We start from the raw sequence: 23,508 nt of genomic DNA on the forward strand, positions 1-23,508 counted from the left end.
TACACAGGAAATAAGTTTTGGCTGAAGCCCATATGTAGATTTCATCTCTTGTAAACGGGCTAAAGCCCCTTCCTATTGATGTGATGAATAGCGTTACAGAAATTTCGTTGCCAGCGTAAGCTGAAAAATAAGAGAAACAAAAAAACCGCTCATTGCTGAACGGTTTTGGTATTTTCGGTAATGATTACCAGATTTTAATTCTGTCTGCAGGAGCTTTATACAATTTATCTCCCGGCTTCACGTCGAATGCTTTATAGAAAGCATCAACATTAATGATAGGTCCGAAACTTCTGAAATATCCCGGAGAGTGTGGATCTGTTTTCACCTGGTTGATCATGTATTTTTCACTAGACATCGTTCTCCAAACGGTTGCCCAGCTTAGGAAGAATCTTTGGTCCTGTGTGTATCCGCTGATAGTTCCAGGGTTTCCTTTATCTTTCAAATACATCTGAAGAGCATCGTAAGCGATGTTTACACCCCCTAAGTCAGCAATATTTTCTCCGTTTGTAAAAGTTCCGTTTACGAAAGTTCCCTTTACCGGCTCGTATTTGTCGTATTGAGCTGCAAGGGCTTTTGTTGCTTTTTCAAAATTGGCTTTATCTTCCGGAGTCCACCAGTCTACAAGGTTTCCGTCTGCATCGAACTGTGCACCGGAATCATCAAATCCGTGGCTCATTTCGTGACCAATAACGGCACCGATTCCACCGAAATTAACTGCGGCATCAGCTTTAGGATTAAAGAAAGGCGGCTGAAGAATAGCGGCAGGGAATACAATCTCGTTGTTTACCGGGTTGTAATAGGCATTTACCGTTTGTGGTGTCATTCCCCATTCTGATTTATCCACTGGTTTTCCGATTTTAGCTAAATCTTTATTATACTGCCATTCTGTAATATTCTGAAGGTTTGAATACAGATTTCCTCCTTTAGATTCAGGAACGATCGTTAATTTAGAATAATCTTTCCATTTATCAGGATATGCAACTTTTACAGTGAATTTATTTAATTTCTGCATTGCTTTTTCCTTTGTTGTAGAAGACATCCAAGCCAGGTTATTGATGTGTACGGCAAAGCTTTTCTTTAAATAATCAATCAGCTCCACCATCTGTGCTTTGGCTTCTGCAGGGAAGTATTTTTCAACATATAATTTTCCGAAAGCTTCGCCCAACGTTCCGTTGATTAATTCGTATCCTCTCTTGTTTAAAGCTCTCTGTTCCTGTTGCCCTCTTAAATATTTACCATAAAAAGCAAATCTCATATCACCCAATTTCTCGCTTAGGTAAGAAGCGCTTCCGTTGATCATGTGGAATTTAAGATAATCCTTGATCACAGGAAGATTCTGAGTGCTGATAAATTTATCCAAGTTTTTGTAGTATCCCAATTCCCCGATAATCGCTTTGTCAGTTGTTACTCCTACTTTCTTAAGGTATCCCGGAAGATCTATATTCTTCACCAAAGCAGAAAGCTCAGGCATTGTTTTAGGATTGTACTGAAGCGTATTGTCACGGCTTTGCTCGTTGGTAAGATAGGTCTGAGCAATGCTTTTTTCGTAATCTACAATACCTTTTGCTGCTGCATCGGCATTTTTGTATCCTAATTCTTTCAGCATAGAAGCTACATACTTTGTGTATTCTGCGATAGCTTCTGTATTTTTATCGTTTACTTTCTGGTAATAATCTCTTCCTAAACCTAACGTTGCATTTCCTAAATACACCGCATTCATTTTAGAATCTTTAAGATCTGCATCTACGCCCCAGCCATAGAAAACGTTTTCTCCGTCTTTTGTAACGGAAGTAAGGTAATTCTGTAGATCCGTAAGATTTTTGATCGCGTCGATCTTATTGATATTTGCCTGAATAGGTTTTATTCCGTCTGCATTTCTCTTCTGCATATTCATGTAGGTAGCGTATAGATCCTGGATTTTTTTACCTTCCGTACCATCAGCAAATTTATCTTTAAGTAAAGAATTCAGAATGGTCATGGAATGGTTATCCGTATCTTCCGCCAGCTTGTTGAAACTTCCCCAAGTCGGTTTATCAGAAGGAATTTTAGCCGTTTTCATCCATGTTCCGCTCACGTAGTTATAGAAATCATCCTGAGGACGAACGGTTTTATCCATCAGACTAAGATCCAATCCTTTGTCTGAAGTTTGCGCGTTCACGTTCTGTGAACAAATCCCTGCTGCCAAAAGCAGAGAAAGCGTTAATTTTTTCATTATAATTACAATTTATACAATATGTATGTTTTATTTAACTTTTGTTACTTTAAAATTTTTCTGTTTTTAAAATATTTTATTTAATTTTTTTCTCAGAGATTAAAATCCCGACCAGATCCTGAATTACTTTCTGCGATACAAAATACATAAAATCCAGACGATCCAGATGCGGCATATAGAGTTTTGAGGTTACCACTTTTTCGTTAACTTTAATGGTATAAAAAACAGTTCCCACCTCTTTACCATCTTCCCCTTTTCCCGGACCGGCAACACCCGTTGTAGACAATGCAATATCAGTGTTGAATAATTTCTGGCAACCTTCCACCATTTCGGCAGCGACCTGTTCACTAACAACCGTAAATTCTTCTACCGTTTCTTTTTTTACCTTTAAAATTTCAATTTTCTTTTCTGTTGCGTACGCAACAATTCCTCCAAGAAAATAAGCAGAGCTTCCTGAATTTGAGGTTATCATTTTCGCGAGCTCACCGCCCGTACAGCTTTCTGCCGTTGAAACTGTCAGTTTTCGCTCCGATAAGATCTCAGCCAGTATTTTCTCAATTTTATCTTCTGAAGTGGCAATAACGTTATCTTTAATTAAAGGCATTACTTTCTGAATTTCCTCTTCAAGCTGTTGCTGTAAAAGCGTTTCATTTTCGCCGGTTGCGGTGAGACGCAGTTTAACGCGGGTTCCGACAGGAAGATACGACAGTGACAGATTCTGTGGCAAAGCCAGCTCCCAGTCTTCGATAGTGTCAGCCAGAATACTTTCGGGAATTCCCACTACGGAAACGATTCTTGAAGAAATATAATTCAGGCTGAACTTTTGTTGAAGATAAGGGATAATCTGATCCCTGATGAGTGGTTTTACTTCATAGGGAACTCCCGGAAGGCTGAACAGCAGTTTTCCGTCCTGCTCCATCATCATGCAGGGCGCCGTTCCGTAATGATTCTGAAAAACTTTTGATTTTGTAGGAACAAAAGCCTGCTCGCGGTTCCTTTCCAGGATTTCTATACGCCCGCGTCGCTCCATATACGCTTTGAGGTGATTGAAGGTTGCATCATCGAGGGTAATTTCGTCATTGAAAAATTCAGCGATGGCTTTTTTTGGTTTTATCATCTCTTGTAGGTCCCAAGCCTCCGGTTGTGATGATTAAATCACCAATTTCAAAGGCAGATTTAATGGTATTTTTAATGATTTCAATTTCATCTGAGATGGTAATTATCTGCGAAACTCTTACGCCTATATTTTTTAGTTCGTTCGCGATAAAGTTGGAATTGGTGTCTACGGTATTTCCCGAAAGGATTTCGTCACCAATAGTAATCAGAACAGCATTTTTCATATATTAAACATTGAAAAAAATTCTTCACAAATGACGGAAAATTCTCCATGACCGGCAATATAAATTGATTTTTTCTATTTTTGGCTAAAATTGTTTACAACTATAATTAAAGATATGTCTAAATATGATGATGCTTCATGGCACTACGGTGGAGATTTTCCGGAAGGTCTGCCTGAAAAAAACGGAGCCACCCACACCGGAATGTTTCTCAACTGGTGTATTGATAAAGGTTTGGTATCACAGGAACTGCTTGAAGATTCACAAGAGGAAATCGAACGCTTAAAACGTAGAGATATCACCGGTGCAGAATTTGTAATAGATTCAATGGATGGGAAGTTCTCATCATATGATCTTAATTCTATGGGGAATGCTTTTGCTGAAGATTACTATAAAGATGAAACGGATTTTGGCAACAAATTCAGTTCATTTGCCGATGATTACGTGAATCTTTTTGATACTAAGGCAGAAGAAAATGATTACGAATACGAAACATTCTATCATATTGAAGATACATACGAAAATTATGACCTGATGAAACAGATCATCGATTATCGTTTTGAGGAATGGAAGGAGTATAAGGGTTTAAATTAAATTCATTGGGTTTGTCATTCTGACGAAGGAAGAATCTCATGCAAATTATATAAGAGATTCTTCATTTCGCTTTGCTTCATTCAGAATGATCTGTGTTAAAAAGCAAATTATTTAACAAAAATCTTCTCTATATTTTTCTTTATTCTTTCCGATAGCAAATGCTTGTTTTAAGAGTTTATTGGCAAGAGCTATCTTTGCCACTCTTTCTGCTTTTCCGTTTTTGATAAGTCTTTCATACATTTCTTTACATTTTTTATTCCAGCGTTTGGCTGACCAGCTGCATAGATACAATAGCTTTCTGATCTGAGATTTACCCATCTTACAAATACTTGAGCGTCCTCTCACACGGCTTCCGCTTTCATAAATCCGAGGACTGAATCCTACAAAAGCAATGAGTTGCTTATGATGTTCGAACTTTTTAAAATTATCTGTAATCACAATGAGCATAATAGCTGTTTTTATTCCGATTCCGGGAATACTGGTAAGACATTCAATGGTTTGTTCAAATTCTTCCAAGGCCAGCCTTTCTATCTCCGATTCCAATATTTCTTTTCCTAGTCGAAGTTGTTCTATGGAATTGTTCATTTCTATTTCTAACTTTTCATCCAGAAAACCACTGCTTCTGAAAGCTTCCAACTGATTATAAGTCTGACTGGTTTGTTTCTGAATCATTTGGATTCTTGTATGCATTTGACGAATTCTGATGCACGTTTTACTCTCAGGATTCCACAAACTCAACTCATCCAAATTCTTTTTCCCATATTCAGCAATAACCTTCGAATCTGCTTTATCCGTTTTGGCTCGTTTGAGTCTTGATTGAGCATAACGTTTGATGGAAAGAGGATTTTCTACCACTACATTAATCCCCTGTGAATAAAGATATTCTGCTAAAGGAAGATAATAAGTACCTGAAGCTTCCATCACTACTATATCTTCTTTTTCAATGAAAGTTATCAGTTTTTCAAAACCTAATAATTTATTGCTTAAGACCTTATGCTTCCAAAGATTCCCTTCCAAAAAGCTTACATCAAAAACTTGCTTACTAATGTCAATTCCTATAATTTTACCCATACCTATAATTTTACAGGAAAAGAGAATACTACTATTACCTATCTATCCTAAATACAGGCTTGTTGCCTAATGATCTGTTCAGGTTTGGTAGTAAAAGAGTAAAGGGATTAACATTCCGAACGGTCTGTGAGACTAATGACAATTGATAACCTTATTCTTTACTCTCTTTTCCTTCTTGTTTGTTAAATCTAATATTTTGCAAACATAGGATGACAATTGATAACCTTATTCTTTACTCTCTTTTCCTTTTTGTTTGTTAAATCTAATATTTTGCAAACATAGGATGACAAACTTTATGAATAATGGTAATTAATTATGTCTTACCCAGATGAGTTCATCTGTATTATATCCAACTTTTTTGGCTTTCTCTAAGAATCTTTGTCTGATACTTTCAGGGATTTCTTTGGTTCGGGAAAGGATCCAGAGATATTTTAAGCTGTTTCCCATCACCAGGGCATATTGATAGTCATCATCGATATCGACAACATTATAACCAGCCCAAATCGGTTTAAAAAATGAAACTTTTAACCGGGCTTCTGTTTCTTCATTCACAAATCTGGCCTCACCGATTGATTCTTTCCATTCTTTTTTTACATAGTTGTACCCTTTATTATCAACTTTGATGGTTCCGTCCGGATTTTTAGAATATGTTGCGGTAACGTTGTCCATATCTTTTTCAAATTTATAATCGAATCTGGCAATTTCGTACCATTTTCCCAGATATTTATCGGCATTAAAGTTTTTAACCGCTGTTGCCCCTTTGGGAATTCCTACGGAACATGAGTTTAAGATAAGCAATCCTATAATTCCCAACGAAACGGGAATGGCAATTTTCTGAAGAGTTTTCATAATAGAAAAATTTATGTGGTATCCTAAAACTTCAAAAATAATGCCTTAAACTCATATTAATAATCCTGTACTGAATTTAGACGGACAACATACCACATGTTTCAGAGATTAAATCTTTTGTTAACTCAATATTAATAATGGTTTACTTTTTGTTATCAACCTACAATCTAAACCACAATAAAATATTACAATATGATAACGATTATTCCAGAAGCTCCGGAAAATGTTGCGGCTTTTAATGCAACAGGAGAAGTAACGAAAGAAGATTTTGAAAACCTGGTGATTCCGAGGGTAAAGCAAAAAGTAGATCAGTTCAATGAACTCAACTATTTATTGTATCTCGATACTGATCTGGATAATTTTACCATGGGAGCCTGGCTGCAGGATGCACTTTTAGGATTAAAAAACTTAACAAAGTGGAACAGAACTGCGATTGTTACAGACAAAGAGGGTGTGCAAAACTTTACTGATATTTTCAGTGTAATGATGCCGGGAGAATTTAAGTCTTTCCCCAAAGGAAATCTTTACAATGCGCTTTACTGGTGCAAAAACGGAAATGAAGTAGAAGCATAAACACGCTATTATAAAAAGTAAAAAAAGTACCGTCTTTAGAGATGGTACTTTTTGTTTTATTTTTCGCAGGAAACACATTCAGGTAAAGTTTCACTATTTGTTTTTGAGGCGTAGAGATATTTATATCTTATACTGATTACCAAACCTATAATCGTCATGAATACTCCAACAAGTGAAGGATAGTTGTAACTATAACCTTTTTCTAAAGGAATTCCTCCAAGAAATGCTCCCATCGCATTGGCAATATTGAATGCCGCCTGCATAAAAGCAGCAGCCATCATTTCGCTTTTCGGAGCAGCTTTCATCATCATAATATTAATCGGCGCGGCAACGGACATTGATAATGCTCCACAGACAAAGGTAAGAGCAAGCGAAACATTACGATACTCCGAAAGAAAAAAGACTCCGGCCAATGAAATCAACATCAACAACAACAGCAAAGAACATGTTTTTTCAGGGCTCAGCCTGTCCGATAAATAGCCACCGACAAGATTGCCGACCACCATTCCGGCTCCGGCAAGAATCATTACATAGGCCATATAGCTTTCTTTTATTCCTGAAACAATAGTCATAAGCGGCGTAATATAACTAAACCAGGTAAATAAGCCGCCAAAGCCAATCGCAGTAATCATTAATACCATCCATGCCTGTCTTTTATTAAGAAACTTAAGCTCTTCCATAAAATGAGTGTCTTTATTGGCTTCCATAGCGGGAAGCCAGAGTTTTAGAAATAGCAAAGCCAGTAATCCTATCACAGAAACAATAACAAAATACCATCTCCAATGAAAAGTGTGACCAATATAGGTTGCTAAGGGAACCATCGCAAGATTGGCAACTGTAAGTCCGGTAAACATCAATGAAATATTAAAAGCTTCTTTGCCTTTTGTCGCCATTCTGGCAGCAACCACTGTTCCTACTCCGAAAAATGCTCCATGCGGAAGACCGGAAAGAAAACGGATGATCATCATCGTTGTATAGTCGGGTGCCATTGCAGACAGTGCATTGAATAAAGTAAAAATGATCATCAAAGCCATTAATACTTTTTTTTGGAGGAAACTTTACCGAATATCCGATCAGTAAAGGCGCACCGACCACAACACCAAAAGCATAGGCAGAAATCAGGTGTCCCGCTTCGGGAATGCTTATCTGTAATGTTTTTGCCATATCAGGAAGCAGCCCCATTATAGTAAACTCTGTTGTGCCTATTCCAAGTCCGCCGATCGCCAGAGGTAATATTTTTTTATCTATTTTCATTATCTTTTCTTAGAGGTGCAAAATTCGGCAGAGATAATCATTTATACTTTAACCAAAATGATTTAAATCTCCACTATATTAACCTTTTGCATTAAATTTAAACCCAATATAAATCAAGAAAGAACATAAAGTTAATTTTCAGATAAAAGTGAATCTTTAGATAAACACTTAATCCAATTAATAATCAAGCAGCCATTAACTGGTATGCCATAATTTCAACTTTTATGTGTTAAAAAAATCGCTTCTTAAATGAAGCGATTTATATTTTAGTGAATATGTTTTTCTGCGTGATAAGAACTTCTCACCAAGGGCGAACTCTCCACATGCCTGAATCCCAGACTTCTTGCAAAATCTCCGAATTCATCAAATTCCTCAGGGGTGATAAATTTCTTTACAGGAAGATGCTTCTTTGTAGGCTGCAGATATTGTCCTAAAGTAATAATGTCCACATTTGCATTTCTGATGTCTTCAATAGTCTGAAAAACTTCATCTTTTGTTTCACCAAGACCGAGCATTACACCGGTTTTCGTTCTTCTTTGCCCGGCTTCTTTCAGATATCTTAAAACTTCAAGACTTCTTTCATATTTTGCCTGGATTCTTACTTCTCTCGTAAGGCGTTTTACCGTTTCCATATTGTGGGAAATCACTTCCGGGGCTACATCAACTAATCTGTCGATATGTTTTGTAATTCCCTGGAAATCCGGAATTAATGTTTCCATTGTTGTTCCCGGGGAGATTCTTCTTACTGCATTTACGGTTTCAGCCCAAAGAATTGAACCCATATCTTTTAAATCATCACGGTCAACCGAGGTTAAAACAGCATGTTTGATTTTCATTAATTTTATTGAACGGGCCACTTTTTCAGGTTCATCCCAGTTTACATCAAGCGGTTTTCCGGTTTTTACACCACAAAATCCACAGCTTCTGGTACAGATATTTCCTAAAATCATGAAAGTTGCTGTCCCTTCTCCCCAACATTCTCCCATATTCGGGCAACTCCCGCTCTGACAGATTGTATTTAATTTATATTTATCAACCAAAGTTCGCAGTTCTCTGTAATTCTTACCGGTAGGAAGTTTTACACGGATCCATTTTGGTTTCTGAACAGTTGTATTTTGAATTAAATCCTCCATGTACTCTCAAATTGAGGGTCAAAGTTAGTGATTTTTTTATCGAAACAATCAAAGACAGAGATTGATGAAACATATAATTTTGTAATTTTAAGAATCCAAATTTTATTTATGAAAAATCTGTTCTGCTTCTCATTATTCTTATTCAGCATATTTTCTTTTGCGCAAAAAGAACTTCAGCCTGAAGATTCAACCATCATTGAAACCGTGGATGGCGATCTTGATGGAGACAAGATTCCGGAAAAAGTCATTATTTACAATACAAAAGACAGCACCGATTTTGGAAATATCCGAGAAATACAGATATTAAAAAAGGTTAATGGGAAATGGGCCATTCTTGAAAAATCAAGAAATGCAATACTCAGCAGCGGAGACGGCGGAATGATGGGCGATCCATACCAGATAACGGAGATTAAAAATGGGATATTAATGATTACTCAGGCTGGCGGAAGCAGTTGGAAATGGGGATATACGGATAAATACAGACTTCAGAATGGTCATTTTGAATTAATAGGTTATTCATCCAGTAGCGGAAAGCCTGAAGAGTACTCGACAGATGTTGATTTTAATCTGTCTACAGGCCAATTAACCTTTGTAAAAGAAGTTGAAAATACCAAGGAATACGGAAAATCCAAAAAGGAAATCTTTGTAAAGAAAGGATTAAAAATCAATCTTCAAAACAGAAATCTAAAGGACCGAAGAAAAATTATTTTGCCAAAAACGAAGGAAACGATTTATCTGTAAAACTTAAAAATCAGTTAATTATCATTAAATTCATTGTTTTTCAACAATTCTGCCAACACTTTCTTGGCTCTCATCACTCTAACTTTTGTATTGGCAACAGAAATTCCTAGTTCCTCAGCAATTTCTTTAATGCTTTTTTCTTCAAAGAATCGCAGTCTGATGATATCCTGGTAATTGACATCCAAAGACTCAATGGTTTTAATGATCTTTTTCTGTTCTTCATCGGAAATCATGAGTTCTTCCGGTGATTTTGCGTATTGGTTTTTTACTTCTTCCAGATTTTCGGTAGGATCCTGGTTTTCGCGGCTTTTTCTTCTCCAGAAATCAATAATGGTATTTTGGGCAATGGTAAGCACCCAGGTTTTGAACTGAAAATGAGGATCATACATATCCAGCTTTGATAAAACTTTAGAAAAAACATTCACCGTGATTTCGTCTGCATCATTTTCATCATGAACTTTTTTCATCACAAAAGAAAAAACATCAACCCAAAAAACGTTGATGAGCCTGGTTTGAGCTTTCTGGTCTTTTTCCTTTGCCTTAGCAATAAGCTGGAATAATTGTTCGTCGTTCATTAATAACAAATATAATCGTTTTCAGCTGAAAATACAAAGCATGACATTAAATGAATTTTTCTGTAAAGTTGTATTACTGACTGAAGTTTAGCCTTGATCGAAGCATTTTGTCTGAGCTCATTTTTTGATTTCGGCGCGGCAGCTTCGCTGCCGCGCCGAAATCAAAAAATAGCGAGTGCGGAGAGCAGGAAAAAGCTCCTAAAAAAAGAAATTGCAGTTTACATGAGTTATAAATGACAGATGTTCCTTTAGTCCTTATTTCCCTGAAATGATTATCTTTGCACACTAAATTTTAAAGTTAAAAATAATGAACTCTTTTATTGAAGAATTGAAATGGCGCGGTCTTTTTGCAGACATGATGCCCGGAACGGATGAACAACTGGATAAGGAAATGACAACTGCCTATATCGGTTTTGATCCTACCGCAGATTCTTTACATATCGGAAGTCTTATTCAGATAAAAATTCTTGCTCATTTTCAGCAGCATGGTCATAAACCTATCGCATTGGTAGGCGGGGCAACAGGAATGATCGGTGATCCTTCAGGAAAATCTTCAGAGAGAAATCTTCTTGATGAACAAACGCTACTTCATTATGTTGACTGTTTAAAAAATCAATTGTCAAGATTTCTTGATTTTTCAGGAAGCGAGCCTAATAAGGCAGAATTGGTGAACAACTACGACTGGATGAAAAATATTTCTTTCCTTGATTTTGCAAAAAACGTAGGAAAAAATATTACCGTGAACTATATGATGGCTAAAGATTCTGTGAAAAAGAGATTTTCAGGAGAATCCGGAGCAGATGGAATGAGCTTTACGGAATTTACCTACCAGCTTATCCAGGGATATGATTTCCTGCATTTATATCAAAACAATAATGTAAAGCTTCAGATGGGAGGTTCTGATCAATGGGGAAATATCACCACAGGTACAGAATTAATCCGCAGAAAAGCTCAGGGAGAAGCATTTGCATTAACTGTTCCTTTAATTACTAAAGCTGATGGCTCTAAATTCGGAAAATCAGAAAGCGGGGAAAACTACTGGCTGGATAAAAAGAAAACTTCGCCTTACAAATTCTACCAATTCTGGCTGAATGCTACGGATGATGACGCAGAAAGGTTTATTAGATTCTATACTTTCTTAGGAAAAGAAGAAATTGATGCTTTAATTGAAGAACATAAAACCGCTCCAAACGAAAGAAAACTTCAGAAAAAACTGGCAGAAGAAGTAACGGTTTGGGTTCATGGAAAAGAAGAATATGAAAAAGCCCTGAAAGCTTCTGAAATTCTTTTTGGACGTTCGACTGCTGAAGATATGATGAGTCTGGATGAAGAAATTTTCCTTGAACTTTTTGACGGAGTTCCACAGAAAGAGATCGCAAAAGCTGATGCTTTGGGAATAAATATTATTGATCTTCTTTCGGAAAAATCAGGTTTTTTAAAATCTAAAAGTGAAGCTTCAAGAGAAATCAAAGGCAATGCAATTTCTGTGAATAAGCAAAAGGTAAACGATACTTTTATGGCCAATGAAAGTGATTTAATCGACGGTAAATTCCTGTTACTTCAAAAAGGAAAGAAAAATTATTTTATTGTAAAAGTTATTTAATTTTATCGTTAATAAAAAACAGTATCGGCGCGGAATTTTCAATTCCGCGCCGATCTTTTAGCTCTTATTTCAATAAAAAAAGACCGCTAAAGCGGTCTTTTTTTATTATATATTTAATTAATTATCCTTATAAACCTAAGAAACTGTAGAAAGTGGCCGTATTTTGCTCGCCGGATCCTACTACTTTATTTGTTTTTACCAGTTCTCCGTCAACGTAAATATTAACGATCAATTCTGAATCTGCATAAGGAAGAACCGCATTGGCAGCAATATTTAATTGAGACTGACTTGAATTGACAAACTGGTCTCCTGAAGTCCAAACTAATCCTGTTGGATTGAAAGTCGTTTGGGGACTGGTTCCTATCTGAGTAACAACAGCTTTAAAATTAACTGTAGGAGGTGTAGTCGGCGCAGGAGTCGGGCCTTTCACATTTATTCTTGCTTCAAGCTGAACAATGTGATCCGTGAATTCGTCATCATCATCATCGTCCTTACACGAATTTACTACAGAAATTACCGATAATAATACGGCGAATAAAAAGGAAAGCCTAAGTAAACTTTTTGATTTGTAGAATTGCTTCATTTTTCCAAATAGATTTTTAATGTTTCAAATATAGGTTTTTTATCAATATAAAAATACCTTTTATGAAAAATTTCCAACGAAGATTTGTAAATACTGTCAAATTAATAAATATTCAAAACTACATTTTATTGCCTGTGATATTAATTGATTCAGCAAGACATATTGTCATAAGATTTCAGATGGCGTTATTTTTATAGTATAAATCTTTATTAATTATCTTTGCTTCATGAATTTAGATTACATCGTAAGAGAACCTGAAAATATCACTCCACAAACCTCTGTTCTTTTTATGCTTCACGGATACGGAAGTAATGAGCAGGATCTTTTCAGCTTTAGGGAAACGCTTCCTGAAGACTGGATTATCGTAAGTTTCCGGGCACCAAGAGCAACACAGTTTGAAGGATATTCCTGGTATGATATCGATTTTAACAATCCTGACCGTTTTGTGGACACCGAACAGGCTACAGAATCACTAAACAGTGTTTTGGAAAGCATTCTTAAAATCATCAATCATTATGGCATTACGGAAGGGAAAACCCATCTTTGCGGCTTCAGCCAGGGTGGAATTCTATGCTATACCCTTGCTCTTAAATATCCTGAAATGTTTAATTTAGTAGCGTGCCTGAGCAGTTATCCTGAAGAAAAATTATTAACTGGCATTGTAAAAGACAAGAAAAAACTTGAAAAACTGCGCTTCTTCATTTCTCACGGTACCGATGATGCGGTGATTCCCATTGAATGGGGAAGAAAAGCAGCTGATCTGCTGTATGACCTCAGCTGTTATTTTAGTTTCAGAGAATACATGAGCGGACACGGCGTGAACCAGAAAAATTATATGGATCTGATGGAATTCTTTTCAAAATAAGATTTATAAAAGTTCAGATATTTTATTTATTCATTAAAAAATAGACAAGCATTCTTGAAACAGAGAATGCTTTTTTCATTTTATAAAGATAAAATGAGTAAATTCAATACATGAAACTGAACTACTTTCTCTGGATATTTTTCTTTGGTATTTTCACGAATGCCCAAAATTCCTTTAAAGTTCAGGAAAGAAAAAAAACGGTGATTCCCTTTAAACTCATCAATAATTTAATATTTATTCCGGTAAATATTAACGGTGCCGATCTCACCTTTTTACTGGATACGGGTGTCGCGGAAACATCCATTTTCAGTCTCGAAAACAAAGAAGTAAAACTTACCAATGTTGAAAAAATAAAATTTTCCGGGCTAGGTGGCGAAAAAAAGTATTGATGGCTTCCGATCTGACGATAATATTGGAAAGATAGGCAAGAATTATGTGAATGATTCCATGACGATATTTATTATTACCGATCAGGATTTTAATATCTCTTCCCACGTCGGAATTCCTGTTAACGGCATTATTGGCTATCATTTTTTCAAGAACCACCCTGTCCTGATCGACTATACTTCAAAAAAGATCATCATTTATAACGACGAAAATTTGTTCAGAAAAAAGGTTAAGAATTTCAGCGAACTTGATATAAGCATTGAAAAAAGTAAGCCTTACATTATTGCTGACGTGGAAATGACGAACGAACGAAAAAGTTCAAAGCTGCTTATTGACCTCGGAAACAGCGACCCGATATGGCTCTTTCCTAAACTTATTAAAGACTTCGTTTATAACCGTCCGAATATTGATGATTTTCTCGGAAGAGGTTTTAATGGCGACATTTATGGCAAGAGAAGCAGAATTCATAACTTTTATTTAGGTAATTTCAGATTTGAAAAGCCGCTCACAGCAATGCCTGACGAGTATTCTATCCAGCATGTTAATCTTGTTGAAAACAGAAAAGGATCTTTAGGCGGAGACATTATGCGACGTTTTACGGTGGTTTTTGATTATCCTCACGAAAAAATATATATAAGAAAAAACAGGAATTATGACGATCCTTTTCATTTCAATATGAGCGGACTGGATTTCAAACAGGACGGGATGGAATGGACCAAAGACATGGTGAATCTTCCGGCTAAAAACCAGGGCAATTTATCCGGAGGAGTTGAGGTATTAAATAATAACCTGCAGTACAATTTTATTTTAAAGCCTATATTTTCAATTGCCGGCGTACGTAAAGATTCTCCCGGAGCAAAAGCCGGATTGCAGAAAGATGACCGGCTGATCAGCATTAATGGCAAGAAAACTGCTGATATGACTTTACAGAAAATAATGGAACTTATGAAATCTGAAGAAGGAAGAACCATAGAAATGCTTATTGAAAGAAAAAACAGGCAGATGTCTCTACGGTTTACTTTGGAAGACCCTATCCCTTATCAAGAATAATATGAATACAGAAGAAACAACACTCGACAAAATAAGAACAAGACCAAGGTTTAAGATGTTCACGCATCTTACCAAAGAGGAGTATGCAGAAAATCTCAAGAAATATCTTGCAGAGCATAAAGATGAGTTTTCCGGAAACATTAATAAAGAGGTTGCTACCATTTGTGTAGAAACCGAATATGAAGGATACTGGAAACCAAGACTTTCTCTGCGGATAGAGATCGAAGATGACCAGATCGCAATACGAGGTATTTTCGGACCCAGTTCTGCGGTATGGACATTTTTTATGTTTCTTTATTTCTCCTTTTCTATACTCTGGATGGTATTTTTCTCTATGTATTATGTTGAAAAACAGATTAAGAGTCATGATTTTCCGTGGGCACTCAACGCTTCCTTTGCCATGCTTTTTTGTATAGCGATTACCTATGCCGCGGCGAGATTCGGGCAACATAAAGCTAAAGATGAAATGCTGAAGCTCAGAAGATTTGCAGAAGAATCTACTTTGCAATTTGAAAAGATAAATTAATAGTTAAAACTGAAATCTGAAGCAATAAGAAAACCTTATAGAAATAATGCTCCCAGCATCCATAAAAAAAGCTGCGCAGGTTTTAGGTGAAAGGTGCTTAGGTTTTGATCAAAAGGTGCGCAGGTTTTGGGTAAAACCTGCGCACCTTTTATAATACTTCAAAGCATCAACTCCTGATGCTGAAAATAATTGAGTAAAAATTTAATCAGAGTTTATTTAAGGTTCAACCGTTTTTGTGGTCTGTGGCATTTGTTCTACAACAGCTTTTGCCGCTTTGATAGAATCTACCACCCTTTCTCTGTTGTCCTGTTCTTTCAGGATTTTCTGGATATTCGGTTCAATCATTTGGGTCATCTGTTCGACAGAAACGTTGTTGGAATTCGGGTCATTCAATAATTTCCTCCATGGCTTACGTTTTCCCCACGGATAATCTCCATATACCAGCACGGGTGTTCCTTTTGCTTTCGTAGTCGCTCCTCCCGGATTCAAAACCCATGTATCAGCGTAGCCGTAAAGCCATTTTGCATCATTCATGAGCAATCGTAAGCAAGAATGTGAGGCAGGATATCCCGGAAGATCATACTGATGCCATCCTATCCCGTCAAGGTTAAAAATATTGAAATTATACGGCAACTTCCATTCGCTGCTTACCGTGGAAATAGCGAGCTGCTTTTTCCAGTTTGCAAAAGTAAGTCCGGTTTTTGTTTTAGCAGATTTTTTACCCATACTTGTCGGGCCCCATTTAACCAAAGTTCCGTTTGAATAAACTCCATATGCCTGGATAGGATATGAGAATACAACGAATTTTTTTACAGGACTCAGCACATCAATCTGCATGGGAAATGGTGAATATTCCATTAATGTAGTATCAATTTTGGCAGGAACCACCAAGGTATCTGCGTTCCATTTGTTTTTGGAATCAAGCCTATTTAGAGCCAGAATTGCATAGCGTTCTTTCTCCGTAAATTTTTTGTTGAATGAAGCAAACAGAGAGTCTCTGACTTTTTTTATCTTTAGGAAAAATATAGGCATTATAGAAGCCATATTCCTGAACGGCAGGCGGCAGTGATTCCTTTTGAACTACAGAATCTTTTTCTATTGTTGAAGAATCTTTTTCTTCAGAATTTTCCGTAACAGATGAAACTGTATCATCGATTTTGTCACTTATTTTCTCAATGTCCTTTTTACAGGAAACCAGTGTTAAAGCGATAAATAATGTGTAGAGAAATGATTTTTTTACAGATATGTTTTTCATAAATAAAATTACCGGAATAGTTTTGCTACTCAGTACAAATATCAGACCTAAATCCGAATAATAAAAATCAATACATAAAATACCGTAAAAACCCGGGGATACTTACAATACGGTGATTACTTAAATATTTTATGTATTTGTTAAAAATTAAAAAACTATTTACTCCACATTACTGTTTTGGATTTTAAATTCTGGGAATCTGCACCTATCATTATTTCAAATTCACCTTCTTCCCAATCAAAAACAAGGTCTTCATTATAAAATTTCAACAGTTCAGGCGTAATATTAAAAACTATATTTTTTGTTTCTCCTGTCTTAATAAAAATCTTTTCAAATCCTTTAAGCTCTTTTACCGGTCGGGTAATACTGGCCACTTTATCACGAATATAAAGCTGTACCACCTCTTCGCCATCATAATGTCCTGAATTGGTAATATCAATGCTTACTTTTAAAGTTTCATTTCCTTTTAATTGATTGTTGGAAAGCTGTAGATTTCCATATTTAAAATGTGTATAGCTCAATCCGAACCCAAAAGGAAATAAGGGATCATTACTTTCATCAAGATAATTAGATTTATATTTCTCAAACCGACCGTCATTGAATTCCAACGGTCGACCTGTATTTTTATGATTATAATAAATCGGAATCTGTCCTGCGGAACGTGGGAAAGTCATCGGAAGTTTTCCCGAAGGATTTACACTTCCAAACAGCACATCCGCAATAGCATGTCCTGCTTCAATCCCCGGAAACCAAACGTTGATAACGGAATCCGGAATATCAATCATCTGCGACAGATCTAAAGGCCTTCCCGTAAACAATACAACGATGACAGGTTTATTTAATCTTTTCATCTCCTTAAGTAACAACAGTTGATTTTCAGGAAAACGGATGTCTGTTTTGCTGGAAGATTCACCTGTCATTTCCGAAGCCTCGCCTAATACAAGAACGATTTTATCAGCAGTTTTTGCCTTTTCCAGAGCTTCCTTTAAAAGAATTTCTGCTGATATTCTGGGCTGCTCTTTCGTAAATTCTATAAATGAATTCTTTTCGAGATTACGATTTTCGGTAATATTGCATCCTCTTGCATACGAAAAGTTCTTTTTCTCTGAAAGCTCCTCCAGTGCATTTTTTAAGGTAACTGATTCCTTATAATCTACCACAACAGACCATGTTCCCGGCATATTTGCTTTATCATCAAGCAATGGCCCGATGAAAGCAATCTTATCTGTTTTCTTTAAAGGTAAAGCCTGATTATTATTTTTCATCAGCACAAAAGTCTGGGAAGCAATTTCTCTGGCTGTTTTTCTGTTTTCGGGAGTAAGAATATCTGTTTTTAATCTTTTCTCATCCAAATAACGGTATGGATCATCAAATAATCCTAAATTATATTTCATTTCCAAAACTCTTTGGCAGGCCTTGTTTACTTCTTCCTCAGAGACTATATTTTCCTGAACTGATTTTTTTAATGTTTTAAGGTAATCTTCCCCTACCATATCCATATCGGTTCCGGCTTTTAAAGCTCTGGCTGCAACTTTTTGCTCATCTCCCAGCCCATGTGCCTTAAGTTCTTTAATTGCAGTAAAATCAGTCACTACAAATCCTTTAAATCCCCACTCCTTTCGTAGTACATCTGTAAGCAGCCATTTGTTGGCCGTAGCAGGCACCCCATTGATATCATTGAATGAAGTCATTACTGTAGCAGCCCCGGCGTCTATTGCCGCTTTATAAGGAGGAAAATATTCATTGTACATACGGTTTTTGCTCATGTCCACAGAATTATAATCCCTTCCTGCTTCAGCAGCTCCGTATAATGCAAAATGTTTAAGGCAGGCCAGGATGGTATAGTTCTTCGACAAATCATCTCCCTGATACCCCTTAACAAAAGCTTCCGTGATTCTGGAAGCAAGAAACGGATCTTCGCCCGCACCTTCAGCTACTCTTCCCCACCGCGGATCCCGGCTGATGTCTGCCATTGGAGAATACGTCCAGTTAATTCCATCCGCAGAAGCTTCCTTTGCTGCAATAAAGGCCGCTTTCTGAACTAGTGCCGGTTTCCATGATGCTGATAATGCCAAAGGAATAGGAAATCCCGTTTTGTAGCCATGAATCACATCCAGCCCGAAAATAAGTGGAATTTTAAGCCGAGATTCGTTTACCGCAATTTCCTGTGTTTTCTTTATCCGGCTTAATGTTGTCATATTGAGAACAGCACCCAGCTTTCCTTCTTTAATATATTGCTCTGCATCAGCGCTTACTGCTGCGCCAGTTTTCACGTCTCCCGGCGGCGAAATGAGATTGAGCTGACCTATTTTTTCTTCCAGAGTCATTTTGTCCATAAGGCTTTTTATAAAGCCATCTCTTTTTGAATTGCTTTGAGCAGCGACTAAAACAGCAGTTAATGAGAACAGGATAATTTTTATTTTTTTCATTATTGAATGTTTAAATATGACATATAACTTCCATAAAATTTCTGTAAAAAACAATAGATGATAAATTTAAGGAAAATTTAAAATGTAAGTGTGGAAACAATAAGAATAAGAAGACCCACAAGTAAGTTCTGGTCAACATTCAAGGCCTGTCTGATTTGGAATTAAAAATTTACTGAAGATTAGAAATAAAAAAGACCTGCATTATTACAATACAGGTCTGACCATTTTCAGCGATCCGGACGGGACTCGAACCCGCGACCTCCGCCGTGACAGGGCGGCATTCTAACCAGCTGAACTACCGGATCAATTTTTAAACAAACTGATGAAACTTCAGCGATCCGGACGGGACTTGTTCTTATTAGAAAAACTCCCTATCCATAGGCTTTATGTCGTTCTCTTGTTTTTAGGTAACTAAATAGGTCACTTTTTTTAAACAAGATCAAGAGCGTTTGTTTTTACTGGTGCAAATATATGTCTTTTTTTTAGTTTTTCCAAAAAAAAAGACTCCTTTTGACTACAAATTTTTACTAAAACACAGACTATCAAAGACAAAAATCACTCTCTCTATTTTTATTTCTACAATAATGTTCGCTTTAATAAAAGTGGCCATAAACGGCATGAAAAAATTAAAACATTACTTATTTTATAATCCCATTCATTGCATTAATTTATAAGTAAAATTAAATTTTGGTGCAATCAAGTATATTGCCACCATAATTTAAAATTCTTAGTCAAACATCATTATACCAAATCAATGGGATGAAATCGGATATTATTTCCTTAAATTAAAGGTTTAAATAACCAACCATGAAAATTATAACAATCATTGTTTTAACCTGTTCAAATATTTGTTTTGGACAGGTTTAATCTGATTTCAATAAAAAAAGAATCCAAAATCATAACCACAAATGATCAATGCTCCACCACCACAAATCGCGCTTATTCCCAGAAACAGGAGAAGTGAAATATGGATGAAGTGGACTGTGTTTTTCATAACGTTATCTTATCATTTTATTTTTTAATATCAGTTTCTAATAAACCAGTTAATGGGACGTCGGAGCGTGACCGGATCGGGATAATTTTCAATATACCCGACCCTCAGTAAGAATTGAATACTTTCTTTAATACCAATGGCGTAATTAACCGCCAGCCTCGTTTTTTCTTCTTCCAAGATCTGCGTCATCGGATGAATAGCAATCTTTCTGTCACGGGCTTTCAACCAGACGCGCTGTAGTCTTCTGCCCGCCTCTAATAATGATAATACCGAATGATCAGGACTTGAGATCACCAGCCAGCCTGCAGATTGCGAAACCTGTTCTACAACTTTAGCAATACTCTTTTCCCTAAAATCCTGCTTCATTACGTTTTGCTTATCATAAAAATTACGAACAATCCAGCCTGAAAATCCTTCAATTTCCATACTCGCAGGCGTAAGCCCGTCCCTGTATTTTTCTACATCTTCATTGGAAAATCGTATCCAATCTGCTAATTCATTTTGGGCAGCATCCCGATAGGATTGTATTCTGTTGGCCTCTATGGTTTGCTGATTTAAATACAAATGCCCCTTTGATGTATTGGGGAAGTATGTTATAAAGTCGGTTTCATTTTCTAATAAATAGTCCAGATCTTTCTTGTTAATAATGTCATTCAGATAATTCGATCTCAGTGTTCTTCTGTCCTGTATTTTTTTAATGTCAAATTTTTGAATAAATAATGATCTGAATAATTTTACGGTTACAATTTCTTCATCCTCATTACTCGACGCCAGTATGTCGAATGCACAGCTGTACCCTAAATTATTGGCTGCATATTCTAAATTTTGAAGAAAAGCCCCAATTGATAGAATGGTTTCGCGTTGTGTCGGATCCACGCCATCAAGCCATCTCGTCCTGTCATTACAAACAGTCCAATGGAAAGGTTCGTGATATTTGACAAACCAAGGTTGTGTATTGTGACCACTGGGAGCGAGTGATGCCAGGATCAAAATCTCCTTTTCATCACTTTGCATCGGGATTTTAGTTTTTAGATCTGTTTCCAGATCGGCTCTTTCAAAATTGGATGTATCACTCGTCAAATAATAAGTGGTACCAGCAATAACAATTGTTGCAGTGGTATACTTTATAAAATTTCTCCTATCCATAACAGTTCATTAATCTTTTCAAACCCGTTTATTTAAATTTAAAAACTGTCATTCGACATTTTTTAAGTTTCCTTTTAGTGAAAAATTATCTATAGTTTTCTAAACACCAACAAAGGAACTTTGGTGTGAAATGAATACTCTTCTGAATTGCCGGTATAGAATATATTCTCAAACCAGTTTCTGTTTTGTTGTGTAAACATGACCAATACGGAAGGTTCCACTTTTTGAACAGCAGATTCTATAGCTTTGATCAGGTCATCCTCTTCCCTTTTATCGCTGATATAGATACTCACAGGATAGTTTGCTATTTGTTCTATCCTTTTTTTCTACAATCTTTCTGTTTTCTTCCTTCAAAGACATAGAGGTGAAATTCAGCAACTCAACAGAAGCCCCAAGTTCTCTGGCAAATGACACGACCCTGATGATTTCATGTTCATAATCATCAAGATCGGATGCATAGATAAAAGATCTAATTTTACTTGGTTTATAATCGTGAGGTACCACTATAACAGGAACTTTGGAGTCATGAATCAAATTTGATGTGATGGTTCCCAAGACTTTTTTGAAGATTCCCGTACCTCTGGTGCTTATACAAATGTAGTCATAGGTATGTTTCTCGGCATATTCTAAGATACTCGATTCGGGCAAGACAGACAACTCTACAGCATACTGGATATGTTGTGGCTTGATATGCATGGCAGCGTATATTTCTTCTACAAAACGATCGAGTTTAGCATGAATCAATTCCTTTTGTTCATCCTCATATTCATCCATCCTCACAGCATCCCAGGCGGAAGGCGTCTGCAGATGGTGGATATTGAGAAAGGTAAGGTGACAGGCATTCTGGGCAGCTAACTGAATAGCAAACCGCAATCCGGATTTCGAATGATCCGAAAAATCCGTTGTAACAAGAATTTTTTCCACTTTTTTTTAGAATTTGTATGGTTTGATAATTCTATTTTTTAGAATTTAATTAAACTGAATCGCTCATTTCTTTTTAAGGACATTCATCAGGTCTTCCAGATAATCGGTCTGCAATTCCTGAATTTCCAGTAGTTTTTTATTTTGGTTGACCAGCAAATGGTCTATTTTCTCACTCAGAAGTTTGATCTCCAGCTCGGCTTTCAGATTGATCTTGTAATCGTGTTCGCCTCTTATTCTGTCTTTTTGCTCCTGACGGTTCTGGCTCATCATAATGATGGGGGCCTGGATCGCTGCCAGACAGGAAAGAATTAAATTCAGTAAAATGAATGGATATGGATCAAAGGGCTTAGTTGATATAAATAAGATATTGATGAATATCCAGATCAGGATAAAAGAGAAGAATACAATAATAAATGACCAGCTTCCGCCAAAAGACGCCACCTTGTCTGCCAGCTTTTCTCCTGTGGTCAGATCTGCCTCGATTTCGTTCTGGATATTCTCAGAAAGAATGGAATTGTTTTTAATGGCATCCATGACATCCAGATCTATGATCTCCAGTTCTCCCCTTTCTTCGACAATCAATGAGGTCAGGTATAATCTACGGTACTGATTAAGTTCAGTGATAGAAATAAAATCTTTTTTTACCGAACTCAGGAAATTTTCTGTTGATGAGATCGAAAATTCCTTCCCGGAGATCTTCTCCCTTCACTTCTTCTCCTTCCCGAATTTCCTGATGACTGAGGTAACTTGTTTCCATTGTAACAGATTTACTTTTAAATTAGCAGAATTATTGTTACACAGGAGTTTCATTCTATTCATATAAAAAATGAAATACCAAAATGTAATGAATTTTTATCGGTCAATCTTAATTTCCATTCCTGAAAATTTTTTAATTGTCTTATCACTGAATTGCGGGGATATTCCAGATCACTGACAAATAATATATCTTTTGTTCCGGCTTTAAGCTGTGGTTTTTCATCTGAAAGAATATATAATTCCACAAACTGTGTTTGCGTTTCAGAAGTACCATCAAAGATTTCTCCTTCCAAAACCTGTGTTCTGTTATGATCATTCATAACCGTTTTTTATAATGGTCAGGATCATTTTAAAGCGTTCATTGGCTTTGACAACATTCGGTTTATGCGCAGGAATGATGATCGATTGTCCAGTGTCTAAAACAAAGGATTTTCCGTCAATGACGATCTCAGCTTTACCTTCTATAATCTGGGCAAAGGTGTCAAATGGCGATATTTTTTCAGTTATGCCTTCGCCGCTGTCAAAGGACATCACGCTGATATTGCCCGTAGATTTTTTCAAAATCGTTTTGATGACGACTGAATTGGGAATATATTCGATGATTTCTACCGTGATATAGGCTGTTGATTTTTCGAGTTCGTTATTATCCAT

Annotated in this window: 25 protein-coding genes, 1 tRNA gene and 1 pseudogene; 8 read left to right on the forward strand and 19 right to left on the reverse strand. The window is 36.5% G+C overall.

Annotated elements, in window-relative coordinates:
• Positions 1-184: 184 nt before the first annotated feature.
• Both AAHI02_RS07030 and AAHI02_RS07035 read right to left on the reverse strand, forming a co-directional pair.
• The gene (locus AAHI02_RS07030; protein ID WP_346986093.1) at positions 185-2,212 is read right to left on the reverse strand and encodes a M13 family metallopeptidase; all 2,028 of its coding nucleotides are present in this window, start codon (positions 2,210-2,212) and stop codon (positions 185-187) included.
• A 76-nt stretch (positions 2,213-2,288) separates the two neighbouring features.
• Positions 2,289-3,552, reverse strand: a pseudogene (locus AAHI02_RS07035) (CinA family nicotinamide mononucleotide deamidase-related protein).
• 90 nt (positions 3,553-3,642) lie between these two features.
• On the opposite strand from AAHI02_RS07035, the gene AAHI02_RS07040 reads away from it, so the two are divergent.
• Positions 3,643-4,143: a hypothetical protein gene (locus tag AAHI02_RS07040; protein ID WP_346986094.1), complete on the forward strand. Its 501-nt coding sequence runs from the start codon at positions 3,643-3,645 to the stop codon at positions 4,141-4,143.
• A 111-nt stretch (positions 4,144-4,254) separates the two neighbouring features.
• Here AAHI02_RS07040 and AAHI02_RS07045 read toward each other — a convergent pair whose 3' ends face one another.
• A complete protein-coding gene (locus AAHI02_RS07045) occupies positions 4,255-5,214 on the reverse strand; it encodes an IS110 family transposase (protein WP_346983523.1) in 960 nt (319 codons plus the stop codon).
• Between the two features lie 309 nt (positions 5,215-5,523).
• A complete protein-coding gene (locus tag AAHI02_RS07050) occupies positions 5,524-6,063 on the reverse strand; it encodes a lipocalin family protein (RefSeq protein ID WP_346986095.1) in 540 nt (179 codons plus the stop codon).
• A 192-nt stretch (positions 6,064-6,255) separates the two neighbouring features.
• On the opposite strand from AAHI02_RS07050, the gene AAHI02_RS07055 reads away from it, so the two are divergent.
• Positions 6,256-6,636, forward strand: coding sequence for an STAS/SEC14 domain-containing protein (locus tag AAHI02_RS07055; RefSeq protein ID WP_346986096.1), 381 nt, complete (start codon positions 6,256-6,258; stop codon positions 6,634-6,636).
• Positions 6,637-6,692: 56 nt separating this feature from the next.
• Here AAHI02_RS07055 and AAHI02_RS07060 read toward each other — a convergent pair whose 3' ends face one another.
• Positions 6,693-7,625, reverse strand: coding sequence for an MFS transporter (locus AAHI02_RS07060; protein ID WP_346986097.1), 933 nt, complete (start codon positions 7,623-7,625; stop codon positions 6,693-6,695).
• 531 nt (positions 7,626-8,156) lie between these two features.
• The gene (gene lipA, locus AAHI02_RS07065; RefSeq protein ID WP_346986098.1) at positions 8,157-9,023 is read right to left on the reverse strand and encodes a lipoyl synthase; all 867 of its coding nucleotides are present in this window, start codon (positions 9,021-9,023) and stop codon (positions 8,157-8,159) included.
• 108 nt (positions 9,024-9,131) lie between these two features.
• Here lipA and AAHI02_RS07070 point away from each other — a divergent pair, with 108 nt between their 5' ends.
• A complete protein-coding gene (locus AAHI02_RS07070) occupies positions 9,132-9,764 on the forward strand; it encodes a hypothetical protein (protein WP_346986099.1) in 633 nt (210 codons plus the stop codon).
• A 14-nt stretch (positions 9,765-9,778) separates the two neighbouring features.
• Here the strand turns inward: AAHI02_RS07070 and AAHI02_RS07075 are convergent, their stop codons facing one another.
• A complete protein-coding gene (locus AAHI02_RS07075) occupies positions 9,779-10,339 on the reverse strand; it encodes an RNA polymerase sigma factor (protein WP_346986100.1) in 561 nt (186 codons plus the stop codon).
• A gap of 307 nt (positions 10,340-10,646) precedes the next feature.
• On the opposite strand from AAHI02_RS07075, the gene tyrS reads away from it, so the two are divergent.
• The gene (gene tyrS, locus AAHI02_RS07080; protein ID WP_346986101.1) at positions 10,647-11,942 is read left to right on the forward strand and encodes a tyrosine--tRNA ligase; all 1,296 of its coding nucleotides are present in this window, start codon (positions 10,647-10,649) and stop codon (positions 11,940-11,942) included.
• A gap of 127 nt (positions 11,943-12,069) precedes the next feature.
• Here the strand turns inward: tyrS and AAHI02_RS07085 are convergent, their stop codons facing one another.
• Entirely contained in the window at positions 12,070-12,525 is a 456-nt protein-coding gene (locus tag AAHI02_RS07085) for a hypothetical protein (protein WP_346986102.1), read from the reverse strand.
• A gap of 226 nt (positions 12,526-12,751) precedes the next feature.
• Here AAHI02_RS07085 and AAHI02_RS07090 point away from each other — a divergent pair, with 226 nt between their 5' ends.
• From AAHI02_RS07090 to AAHI02_RS07105, 4 genes are all read left to right on the forward strand, one after another.
• The gene (locus tag AAHI02_RS07090; RefSeq protein WP_346986103.1) at positions 12,752-13,390 is read left to right on the forward strand and encodes an alpha/beta hydrolase-fold protein; all 639 of its coding nucleotides are present in this window, start codon (positions 12,752-12,754) and stop codon (positions 13,388-13,390) included.
• A 110-nt stretch (positions 13,391-13,500) separates the two neighbouring features.
• A complete protein-coding gene (locus AAHI02_RS07095) occupies positions 13,501-13,779 on the forward strand; it encodes a hypothetical protein (protein WP_346986104.1) in 279 nt (92 codons plus the stop codon).
• Positions 13,760-14,827 carry a PDZ domain-containing protein gene (locus tag AAHI02_RS07100; protein ID WP_346986105.1) on the forward strand — a complete coding sequence of 356 codons (1,068 nt, stop codon included), beginning with the start codon at positions 13,760-13,762 and terminating at the stop codon, positions 14,825-14,827. The genes AAHI02_RS07095 and AAHI02_RS07100 overlap by 20 nt, the downstream gene beginning before the upstream one ends.
• A 1-nt stretch (position 14,828) precedes the next feature.
• Complete coding sequence (locus tag AAHI02_RS07105) at positions 14,829-15,353, forward strand: hypothetical protein (protein WP_346986106.1); 525 nt, start codon at positions 14,829-14,831, stop codon at positions 15,351-15,353.
• A 216-nt stretch (positions 15,354-15,569) separates the two neighbouring features.
• Here AAHI02_RS07105 and AAHI02_RS07110 read toward each other — a convergent pair whose 3' ends face one another.
• From AAHI02_RS07110 to AAHI02_RS07160, 11 genes are all read right to left on the reverse strand, one after another.
• Complete coding sequence (locus AAHI02_RS07110) at positions 15,570-16,211, reverse strand: L,D-transpeptidase (RefSeq protein ID WP_346986107.1); 642 nt, start codon at positions 16,209-16,211, stop codon at positions 15,570-15,572.
• Between the two features lie 67 nt (positions 16,212-16,278).
• A complete protein-coding gene (locus AAHI02_RS07115; RefSeq protein ID WP_346986108.1) occupies positions 16,279-16,608 on the reverse strand; it encodes a hypothetical protein in 330 nt (109 codons plus the stop codon).
• A gap of 155 nt (positions 16,609-16,763) precedes the next feature.
• The gene (gene bglX / locus AAHI02_RS07120) at positions 16,764-19,037 is read right to left on the reverse strand and encodes a beta-glucosidase BglX (protein ID WP_346986109.1); all 2,274 of its coding nucleotides are present in this window, start codon (positions 19,035-19,037) and stop codon (positions 16,764-16,766) included.
• Positions 19,038-19,268: 231 nt separating this feature from the next.
• Positions 19,269-19,342 (reverse strand) — tRNA-Asp (locus AAHI02_RS07125).
• Positions 19,343-20,061: 719 nt separating this feature from the next.
• Positions 20,062-21,177 (reverse strand): hypothetical protein, encoded by a 1,116-nt coding sequence (locus AAHI02_RS07130; RefSeq protein WP_346986110.1) that lies wholly within the window; start codon positions 21,175-21,177, stop codon positions 20,062-20,064.
• 89 nt (positions 21,178-21,266) lie between these two features.
• On the reverse strand, positions 21,267-21,470 hold the full coding sequence (locus AAHI02_RS07135) for a hypothetical protein (RefSeq protein WP_346986111.1): 204 nt from the start codon (positions 21,468-21,470) through the stop codon (positions 21,267-21,269).
• Positions 21,448-22,101, reverse strand: coding sequence for a universal stress protein (locus tag AAHI02_RS07140; protein WP_346986112.1), 654 nt, complete (start codon positions 22,099-22,101; stop codon positions 21,448-21,450). Before AAHI02_RS07140 ends, AAHI02_RS07135 begins: the two co-directional genes overlap by 23 nt.
• A 63-nt stretch (positions 22,102-22,164) precedes the next feature.
• Entirely contained in the window at positions 22,165-22,683 is a 519-nt protein-coding gene (locus AAHI02_RS07145; protein WP_346986113.1) for a DUF1003 domain-containing protein, read from the reverse strand.
• A 34-nt stretch (positions 22,684-22,717) separates the two neighbouring features.
• A complete protein-coding gene (locus AAHI02_RS07150; RefSeq protein WP_346986114.1) occupies positions 22,718-22,858 on the reverse strand; it encodes a hypothetical protein in 141 nt (46 codons plus the stop codon).
• 58 nt (positions 22,859-22,916) lie between these two features.
• Positions 22,917-23,177, reverse strand: a complete 261-nt coding sequence (locus AAHI02_RS07155) for a hypothetical protein (RefSeq protein WP_346986115.1) — start codon at positions 23,175-23,177, stop codon at positions 22,917-22,919.
• On the reverse strand, positions 23,170-23,508 hold the full coding sequence (locus tag AAHI02_RS07160; RefSeq protein ID WP_346986116.1) for a cupin domain-containing protein: 339 nt from the start codon (positions 23,506-23,508) through the stop codon (positions 23,170-23,172). The genes AAHI02_RS07155 and AAHI02_RS07160 overlap by 8 nt, the downstream gene beginning before the upstream one ends.

The sequence above is a fragment of the Chryseobacterium sp. POE27 genome, from assembly GCF_039727685.1.
Lineage (GTDB): Bacteria > Bacteroidota > Bacteroidia > Flavobacteriales > Weeksellaceae > Chryseobacterium.